Below are 8,633 nucleotides of genomic sequence, written 5' to 3'. Positions count from 1 at the left end.
TCCGGCCGGATTTTTTGCTTTTTTTCCTGTAGGAGCGAGCAAGCTCGCGATGGACGCCAACGATGACGCTGGCCGCCTGACACCCCGCGGTGCCTGGCAGTTTTTCGCGAGCATGCTCGCTCCTACAGTTAGAGGCTAACCATCCGGCCGGATTTTTTGCTTATTTTCCTGTAGGAGCGAGCACGCTCGCGATGGACGCCAACGATGACGCCGGCATGCTGACACCCCGCGGTGCCTGGCAGTTTTTCGCGAGCATGCTCGCTCCTACATGGCGAGCCTGCTCGCGCCTGCAACGTGGTCGGTCAGGGGGTGACGATGTTGAACTGCCCGGAGAAGCTGTCGAGCAGGGAGAGGAATTCTCCGAGCTTCTTGCCGTCACCTTCAAGCTTGATGGCACCTTGTTTGATCGCGGTCGGGAAATCCAGCTCGCGCAGGCTGATCCTGTCCAGCGTGGACTTGTCCAGCGACACCGTGACGGCAGCCTGATCGTTCAGCTTGCCGTCGCGATGGGTGAGCACGCCATTGCGCACGGTCAGGGCATAGGGTTGCTTGAGGTCATTGAAGACCCAGTTCAAGACCATGTCATGGCCAACGGCTTTTTCGCTGTCCAGACGCACGGCGAGGAAGTCGAAGAACATTTTCGGGGTCATGGCCTTGACCAGGTCGGGCTTGGCCTTGCTGCCCTCGTACTGAGGCACACCATTGCGCAGTTCCATGGCACCGGTCAGGTAGATGTTGCGCCACAAGGCATTCTCGGCCTGGTAACCCAACTGCTCCAGCGCATCGGCTTGCAGCTCGCGCGCCTGTTTATTGTCGGGCGCGGCGAAAACGAGGTTGTTACCCAATTGCGCGGCCCAGCGGTAGTCACCTTTTTCGATGGCTGCCTGCATGAGTTTGATCGCGGTATCGACACCACCCAGCGCCTCGACGAAATGCTGGCCGGCTTCCACCGGCGGCAGCGGATCGAGGTTGGCCGGGTTGCCGTCGTAGAAGCCCAGGTAACGCTGGTATACGGCGCGGGAGTTGTGGCTCAGGGAGCCGTAGTAACCCCGTGTGTACCATTTCTGCTCCAGGTTGCCGGGCAGTTTTTGCATGTTCTGCGCGACTTCGGTCGGGGTCTTGCCCTGATTGATCAGGTGCAGGGTGCGATCGTTCAGGAACGCATACATGTCGCGCTGGTCGGCAAGCATCGTGCGAATGCGTTCGGCGCCCCAGGTCGGCCAATTGTGCGAGACAAACATGACGTCGACCTTGTCGCCATAGCGTTCCAGGCTGGCGTCGATGTATTCGCTCCAGGCCTTGGCATCGCGCACCAGAGCCCCACGCGGGGTGAGGATGTTGTGCATCATCTGGGTGGTATTTTCAGACATGCACACGGCACGCAGTTGCGGCAGGAAGAAGTTCATCTCGGCCGGTGCCTCGGTCCCGGGCGTCAACTGGAACTCCACATCGAGACCCGCGACCTTGTGTGTTTCGTAGGTCTGGCTGATCAGGTCGGTCGGGGCGATGATCGTCACCGTGCCGTGTGTGGGGGCGGTCTTGCCCATACCGGCTTCAAGCTGGCCTTGCTCGTTGCGTGGCAGCAGGGAACCGAACTGGTACTGGGCGCGGCGGTTCATGGCCGTTCCGGCAAACACGTTTTCACTCACTACGTGTTCCATGAACCCGGCCGGGGCATAGATTTTGACCTTTCCGGCCTTGACGTCAGCCTCGTCGACCACACCGCGCACGCCACCGAAATGGTCCGCATGGCTATGACTGTAGGCGATCGCCACCACCGGTTTCCTGGGGCGGTGCTGGTAATACAGCTCAAGGGCTGCATGGGCGGTTTCGGAGACCGTCAACGGGTCGATGATGAACAGGCCATCGTCGCCCTCGATAATGGTCATGTTCGACACATCCATGCCGCGCAACTGGAAGATCCTGGGTGCCACTTCAAACAGACCGGCATGCACGTTCAGTTGTGCCAGGCGCCACAGGCTCGGATTGACGGTGTCGGCCGGCTTGTCCTTGTCGAGGAATTTGTAGGCGTCGATGTCCCAGACCACTTCACCGGCGGCGTTCTTGATCTGACCGGTAAAGGGTGCAATCAGGCCACGACTGACGGATTCAAAGTCGGTACGGTCGCTGAAGGGAAGGCTCTTCAATACGTCGGCGTTCTTCGCCACGGTGATGGCGCTGGCGGGTTTGCTGACCGCCGGCTCGGCGGCGTACAGGTACGGCGTACTGATGGCGGCAAGCAGGCAAAGCCATTGAGTCGGTTTGGCGGGGAAATGCATGAAAGACTCCGGAAACATTATTTTTAGAGAGAGCGAATTCAGCGCAGCGACTCAGGATAGGTATTGCCTGGCGGCGGGAGCATGGCTTGAGGGGTCAATAACTGTGCAGGCAACGGAGCAGGGCAGGGAACCTGTGGGTCAGAGCAGAAAGCGGATAGCGAATGATCAAGTCCAGAAGCATTTCAATGCAATGCAGGGGCATACAAGCAAGGCAAGGGTCACGTCCGCCCATGGCTGGAGTGAGTTGCCCCCAGCATTCTCAATACAAGCTGTGTGTAGCAAACAGTCACCTCATTCAGGCCCATGGGACCGTCATCCCGATACCAGGCACATGCCTGGGTCAACATGCCGAAAATGATGCGTGACATTAACTTGCATTCGTCACACCGGAACTGTCCTTGTGCAACACCCTGATCGATAATTTTTTGAACTTTGCCCAAGTAAGCGCGGCGGGCTTTTCGAACCAGGGCCAAATGCTCAGTATCCAGACTGCGCAGTTCCATGTTGCCTAAAACCGCTTCGTCCTTATTGGCGAGATGGTGGTTTACATGAAAGGCCACGAAAGCCTTGAGCTTCGATGAGGCATTGGCATCAACCGGTGCCTGCAGGTCCCAGGCATCCGAAAGTCGTTCGAAATACTCCAGTACCAGCGTCATCAACAACTCTTGTTTGCCCTTGTAGTAAATATACAAAGTCGAGGAATTAATGTTCGCCTCTTTGGCCAACTGCCGCAGGCTCATGGCGTCATATCCGACGCGCGAGATCAACTTGATTGCCGCATTACGGATACTGATTTCAGTCATGTTCATGGGGTGAACCTGTGAGGCTTGAATAACAGTCGGAATAAAGATTGCCGGGGGGATTTTAGAGGGCAGTGTGTCGGGTTGATGTAGATCGAAAGAACGGTTCTAACGATGAAAGAATATTTGGCCGGGCATTGAAGATAACGTCGGATTTAATGCTTGTCTGGTGATCCGAGGGCTGTTCAACCTCTGCACGCAGTTCAGTGGAAATCGGGCAGCTAATCGTCGAATATCACATAAGTTAAACTTATTTATGACATGTGATAAATCGATTTTATTTATTTTGTCACAAATGTTTTTATCGCTCTGTGCATCACTCCCCACAAAAACAAAACTGCCGGAGAAGATCATGACCAAAGCCGAATTTCCGACTCCCCAGCCGCTGGCCACGCCAGCCTTGGGCGAGCCCTACCTGTTGACGCCGGGGCCGTTGACGACCTCGAAAGCCACCAAGGAGGCCATGCTCCGCGACTGGGGTTCATGGGACGGTGCCTTCAACCGCGTCACTGCCGAGGTGCGCCAGCATCTGCTAAGCATGGCCGGTGTGCAAGACGACAGCTTTGCCTGCGTACCGCTGCAAGGCAGCGGCAGCTACTCGGTGGAGGCGGCGCTCGCCACTGCCATCCCCCGTGACGGCAAGGCCCTGGTGTTGATGAACGGCGCCTACGGCCAGCGAGCCACCAAAACCCTGGAATACCTTGCTCGCGCCTATATCACGCTGGACAAGGGCGATTACCTGCCGCCGCAGCCGGAAGAAGTCGACGCACTGCTCAAGGCCAATCCGGATGTGACCCATGTGTTTGTGGTCCATTGCGAAACCAGCTCCGGCATCCTCAACCCGCTGCGCGCCATCGCCGATGTGGTCAAAGCCCACGGCAAGCGCCTGATCATCGACGCCATGAGCACCTTCGGCGCCGTGCCGGTGACCGTCGATGAGATCGCCTTCGACGTGCTGGTGTCCTCGGCCAACAAGTGCATCGAAGGTATCCCTGGCTTCGGCTTCGTGATTATCCGCCGTTCGGTCCTGGAAGCGGCCAAGGGGCGCGCCAATTCGTTGTCCCTCGACCTCTACGAGCAGTGGCTCTACATGGAACGCACCGGCCAATGGCGTTTCACTCCGCCGACCCACAGTGTGGTGGCTTTTCACAAGGCCCTCGAGCAGCACGCGAACGAAGGCGGCGTGCAAGGGCGCCTGGCGCGCTACACGCACAACCGCGACGTGCTGGTCAGCGGCATGCGTGAGCTGGGATTCCGCACCCTGCTGGAAGACTGCTGGCTGTCGCCGATCATCACCACATTTTTCTGCCCCGAGCATCCGGACTTCCAGTTCACGCGTTTCTATGAAGAGCTCAAGGCTCGCCAATTCATCATCTACCCGGGCAAGTTGACCCAGGCCGAAAGCTTCCGCATCGGCTGCATCGGACAGATCGACCAATACGTCGTCCACCAGCTGCTGCGCGCCATTGCCGACAGCCTCCTGGCCATGGGTGTGAACATGCCAAAACCGGCCAGCTGATCGCCCCCTTTCAAGGTCCCCGTCAATTCGAGCAGAGGTGCAATGGGTGGCGCCTCTGGGCAGAGACCTTTTTTTAATCATGGACTCGTTGACTCATCGCTCGGCCGCGCCGGGCAGACGTCAGCGATCGCGACAAGTTGATACCTGAAGCCTTTTGCCGTTCCCACGGACATCTGATCGATGTCGTGCGTCCGGACGGGCTCGTGCACCGAAAACAAAAACAAATACCGACCTAATTTGCGCTGTCTGGCACCTCAAACGGGATCAGAACACCATGACAAAGAACACCACAAGTCCTCTCGCAACCGGCTGGAAATCCCTCCAGCGTTGGCGCGTGCAGATTTTCCTGATTACCTGGCTGGCCTATGCCGCCTTCTACTTCACCCGGAAGGCTTTCTCCGTCGCCAAGCTTGGCATTGGCGAAGACCCCAACTTCACGCTCGAGAAGGCCATGATGGCCAATCTCGATGCCCTCTACCTGACCGCTTATGCCGTGGGCCAGTTCCTGTGGGGCAACTTCTCCGACCGCTTCGGCCCAAGGGTCGTGGTACTCGGCGGCCTGGTCATTTCGGCCGTGGCGGCGCTCGCCATGGGGACCTTTGCAACCTTGCCGATTTTCGTCTCCTGCATGTTGGTGCAGGGGCTTGCCCAGTCCACCGGATGGTCGGGGCTGTGCAAGAACGTCGGCAGCTTCTTCTCGACCGGAGAGCGTGGCCGTGTTCTGGGTTACTGGAGCACCAGTTATGCCTTTGGCGGTCTGGTGGCTACGCCTTTTGCCGGTTGGTGGGCCTATGACACCTACCACGACTGGCGCCTGGCATTCATCAGCAGTGCCGCGGTGGTGCTGGTGGTCGCGGTGCTGTTCTTTGTCCTGCAACGCAACCGCCCGGAGGACGTGGGACTGCCACCCGTGGAAATCGAGATCGAGCCCGTCAGCCATGCCGCGGTTCCCCGCGAAAGCGTATGGGCCGGCTTGCGCACCGTGATGAAAAATCGGACCGTGATGGTGCTCGGCCTTGCGTATTTCATGCTCAAGCCTGCGCGTTACGCCATCCTGCTGTGGGGGCCGGTGATCATCTACGAGCGCATGCCCGAGATTGGCAAGGTCGCTTCCGCCATCGTCCCGACATCCTTCGAACTGGCGGGGCTGATCGGTCCGATCCTGATCGGTATCGCCTCGGACAAGTATTTCGGCGCCCGTCGCATCCCGGCCTGCGTCCTCACCCTGGTTGTCCTCGCTGTCTGCCTGGGGCTGTTTGTTCCTGCCATGCAGAGCGGCAGTCTGTACATGGTGGTGGGCCTGCTGTTCATGATGGGCCTGACACTGTACGGGCCGGACTCGATGATCAGCGGCTCGGCTGCCATCGACTTCGGCAGCAAGGATGGCGCTGCCTCCGCCGCAGGTTTTGTCAACGGCTGCGGTTCGGTCGGTGCGGTCCTGGGCGGCTTGCTGCCGGGTTACTTCGACACCATCACCGTGTTCCTGGTCTTCACCGGTACTGCACTGCTGGCCAGCCTGATGCTGGTGCCTTTCTGGAACAGCCGCCCGAAAACAGTGGAAAACCAGCGGCCGGTCTCGACCCCGGTGCAAGCGGTCGGCGCCACCAACGCCTCCTGAATCCGAACTCCCAACCAGACCATCACTGGAGCATTCACCATGCACTACAAACAACCGACCCAACTGCAAGCCGTGGTTCTCGACTGGGCGGGTACCGTCGTTGACTTCGGTTCCTTTGCACCGACGCAAATCTTCGTCGAAGCCTTCGCGGAGTTCGGCGTTGCCGTCTCCCTGGCGGAAGCTCGCGGACCGATGGGCATGGGCAAGTGGGATCACATCCGCACGCTGTGCAACGAGCCTCAGATTGCCGATCGCTACCATGCCGTCTTCGGCCGCCTGCCGACCGATGACGATGTCACCGCCCTGTATGAGCGCTTCATGCCGTTGCAGATCGAAAAGATCGCGCTGCATTCGGCGTTGATTCCCGGCGCACTGCAAACCATCGACAGCCTGCGCGACAAGGGCCTGAAAATCGGCTCGTGCTCCGGCTATCCGGCGGTCGTCATGGAGAAAGTGGTCGAGTTGGCCCGCCGCAATGGCTACGTCACCGACCACGTAGTGGCCACCGATGAAGTCCCCAACGGCCGCCCGCATCCTGCCCAGGCCCTGGCCAACGTGATTGCCCTGGGCATCAGCGACGTCGCCGCCTGCGTCAAGGTCGACGACACCTGGCCGGGCATCCTCGAAGGCCGCAGCGCGGGCATGTGGACGGTTGCATTGACTTGCTCCGGCAACGCACTGGGCCTGACCTATGACCAGTACAAGGACTTGCCCTCGGACAAACTGGCCGCTGAACGTGCACGCATCATCGGAATGTTCGAAGGCTCTCGCCCTCACTACCTGATCGACACCATTGTCGAGTTGCCGGCTGTTATCGAAGACATCAATGCGCGACTGGCGCGTGGAGAGACGCCTCAGGGCTCCTGATCCCGAGCCGTTCATGCAACTGACAGTGACCGTCCTGCGGGCGGTCACAACCCAAACCGACAAGAGAACGCCACCATGAAATACGCTCACCCAGGCACGCCAGGTGCCATCGTCTACTTCAAAGCCAAGTACGGTAACTACATCGGCGGCGAGTTTGTCGCGCCTGTCAAAGGTCAGTACTTCACCGCTACCTCGCCGGTGAATGGCCAGCCGATTGCCGAATTCCCCCGTTCCACGGCCGAAGACATCGACAAGGCCCTGGACGCTGCCCACGCCGCAGCCGATGCCTGGGGCGCCACCTCCGTCCAGGCGCGCTCGCTGATCCTGCTGAAAATCGCCGACCGCATCGAACAGAACCTGGAAACCCTGGCGATCACCGAGTCCTGGGACAACGGCAAAGCCGTGCGTGAAACCCTCAACGCCGATATCCCGCTGGCCGCCGACCATTTCCGCTACTTCGCCGGTTGCCTGCGCGCCCAGGAAGGCAGCGCTGCCGAAATCGACGGCAACACCGTGGCCTACCACATCCACGAACCGCTGGGCGTGGTCGGGCAGATCATCCCGTGGAACTTCCCGATCCTGATGGCCGCCTGGAAACTCGCCCCGGCGCTGGCGGCCGGTAACTGCGTGGTGCTCAAGCCGGCCGAGCAAACGCCGCTGGGCATTACCGTGCTGGTCGAGCTGATTGGCGACCTGCTGCCACCCGGCGTGCTGAACATCGTGCAAGGTTTCGGCAAGGAAGCCGGCGAAGCCCTGGCCACCAGCAAGCGCATCGCCAAAATCGCCTTCACCGGCTCGACCCCGGTCGGCTCGCACATCATGAAATGCGCGGCCGAGAACATCATTCCGTCCACCGTGGAGCTGGGTGGCAAATCGCCGAACATCTTCTTCGAAGACATCATGAAGGCCGAGCCGTCCTTCATCGAGAAAGCCGCCGAAGGCCTGGTGCTGGCGTTCTTCAACCAGGGCGAGGTGTGCACCTGCCCATCCCGCGCACTGGTGCAGGAGTCGATCTACGACGAATTCATGCAAGTGGTGATGAAGAAGGTCCTGCAAATCAAACGTGGCGACCCGCTGGACACCGACACCATGGTCGGCGCCCAGGCGTCCGAGCAGCAATTCGACAAGATTCTCTCGTACCTGGAAATCGCCAAGGGCGAAGGCGCCGAACTGCTGACCGGCGGCAAGGTGGAAAAACTCGAGGGCAACCTGGCGAGCGGCTATTACATCCAGCCGACCTTGCTCAAGGGCACCAACAAGATGCGCGTGTTCCAGGAAGAAATCTTCGGCCCGGTGGTGAGCATCACCACCTTCAAGGATGAAGCCGAAGCTCTGGCCATCGCCAACGACACCGAGTTCGGCCTCGGTGCCGGCCTGTGGACCCGCGACATCAACCGCGCCTATCGCATGGGCCGCGCCATCAAGGCCGGTCGTGTGTGGACCAACTGCTACCACCTGTACCCGGCGCACGCCGCGTTCGGCGGGTACAAAAAGTCCGGCGTCGGCCGTGAAACCCACAAGATGATGCTCGACCACTACCAGCAGACCAA

The 8,633-nt window shown here is 59.7% G+C and carries 6 protein-coding genes; 4 read left to right on the top strand and 2 right to left on the bottom strand.

Annotated features, from left to right (window positions below; translation table 11 throughout):
• Positions 1-302: 302 nt before the first annotated feature.
• The gene (locus tag ACQKP2_RS30710) at positions 303-2,279 is read right to left on the bottom strand and encodes an alkyl/aryl-sulfatase (protein WP_427582072.1); all 1,977 of its coding nucleotides are present in this window, start codon (positions 2,277-2,279) and stop codon (positions 303-305) included.
• A 218-nt stretch (positions 2,280-2,497) separates the two neighbouring features.
• Positions 2,498-3,088, bottom strand: coding sequence for a TetR/AcrR family transcriptional regulator (locus ACQKP2_RS30705; RefSeq protein WP_427582071.1), 591 nt, complete (start codon positions 3,086-3,088; stop codon positions 2,498-2,500).
• Between the two features lie 343 nt (positions 3,089-3,431).
• Between ACQKP2_RS30705 and ACQKP2_RS30700 the strand changes: the two genes are divergently transcribed.
• The 4 genes from ACQKP2_RS30700 to exaC all read left to right on the top strand — a co-directional run.
• Positions 3,432-4,598 carry a 2-aminoethylphosphonate--pyruvate transaminase gene (locus ACQKP2_RS30700; RefSeq protein ID WP_427582070.1) on the top strand — a complete coding sequence of 389 codons (1,167 nt, stop codon included), beginning with the start codon at positions 3,432-3,434 and terminating at the stop codon, positions 4,596-4,598.
• A 274-nt stretch (positions 4,599-4,872) separates the two neighbouring features.
• Positions 4,873-6,216, top strand: a complete 1,344-nt coding sequence (locus ACQKP2_RS30695; RefSeq protein WP_427582069.1) for an MFS transporter — start codon at positions 4,873-4,875, stop codon at positions 6,214-6,216.
• A gap of 39 nt (positions 6,217-6,255) precedes the next feature.
• Entirely contained in the window at positions 6,256-7,083 is an 828-nt protein-coding gene (phnX, locus tag ACQKP2_RS30690; protein ID WP_427582068.1) for a phosphonoacetaldehyde hydrolase, read from the top strand.
• 75 nt (positions 7,084-7,158) lie between these two features.
• Positions 7,159-8,633, top strand: a 1,475-nt coding sequence (exaC, locus tag ACQKP2_RS30685) for an acetaldehyde dehydrogenase ExaC (protein WP_427582067.1), incomplete at its 3' end; no start/stop codon positions are given.

Origin of the sequence: Pseudomonas sp. NPDC089569, from assembly GCF_050280625.1 — a bacterium.
GTDB lineage: Bacteria > Pseudomonadota > Gammaproteobacteria > Pseudomonadales > Pseudomonadaceae > Aquipseudomonas.
Note: the sequence above shows the minus strand (reverse complement) of the source record. Positions and strands in the feature narration are given on the sequence as shown.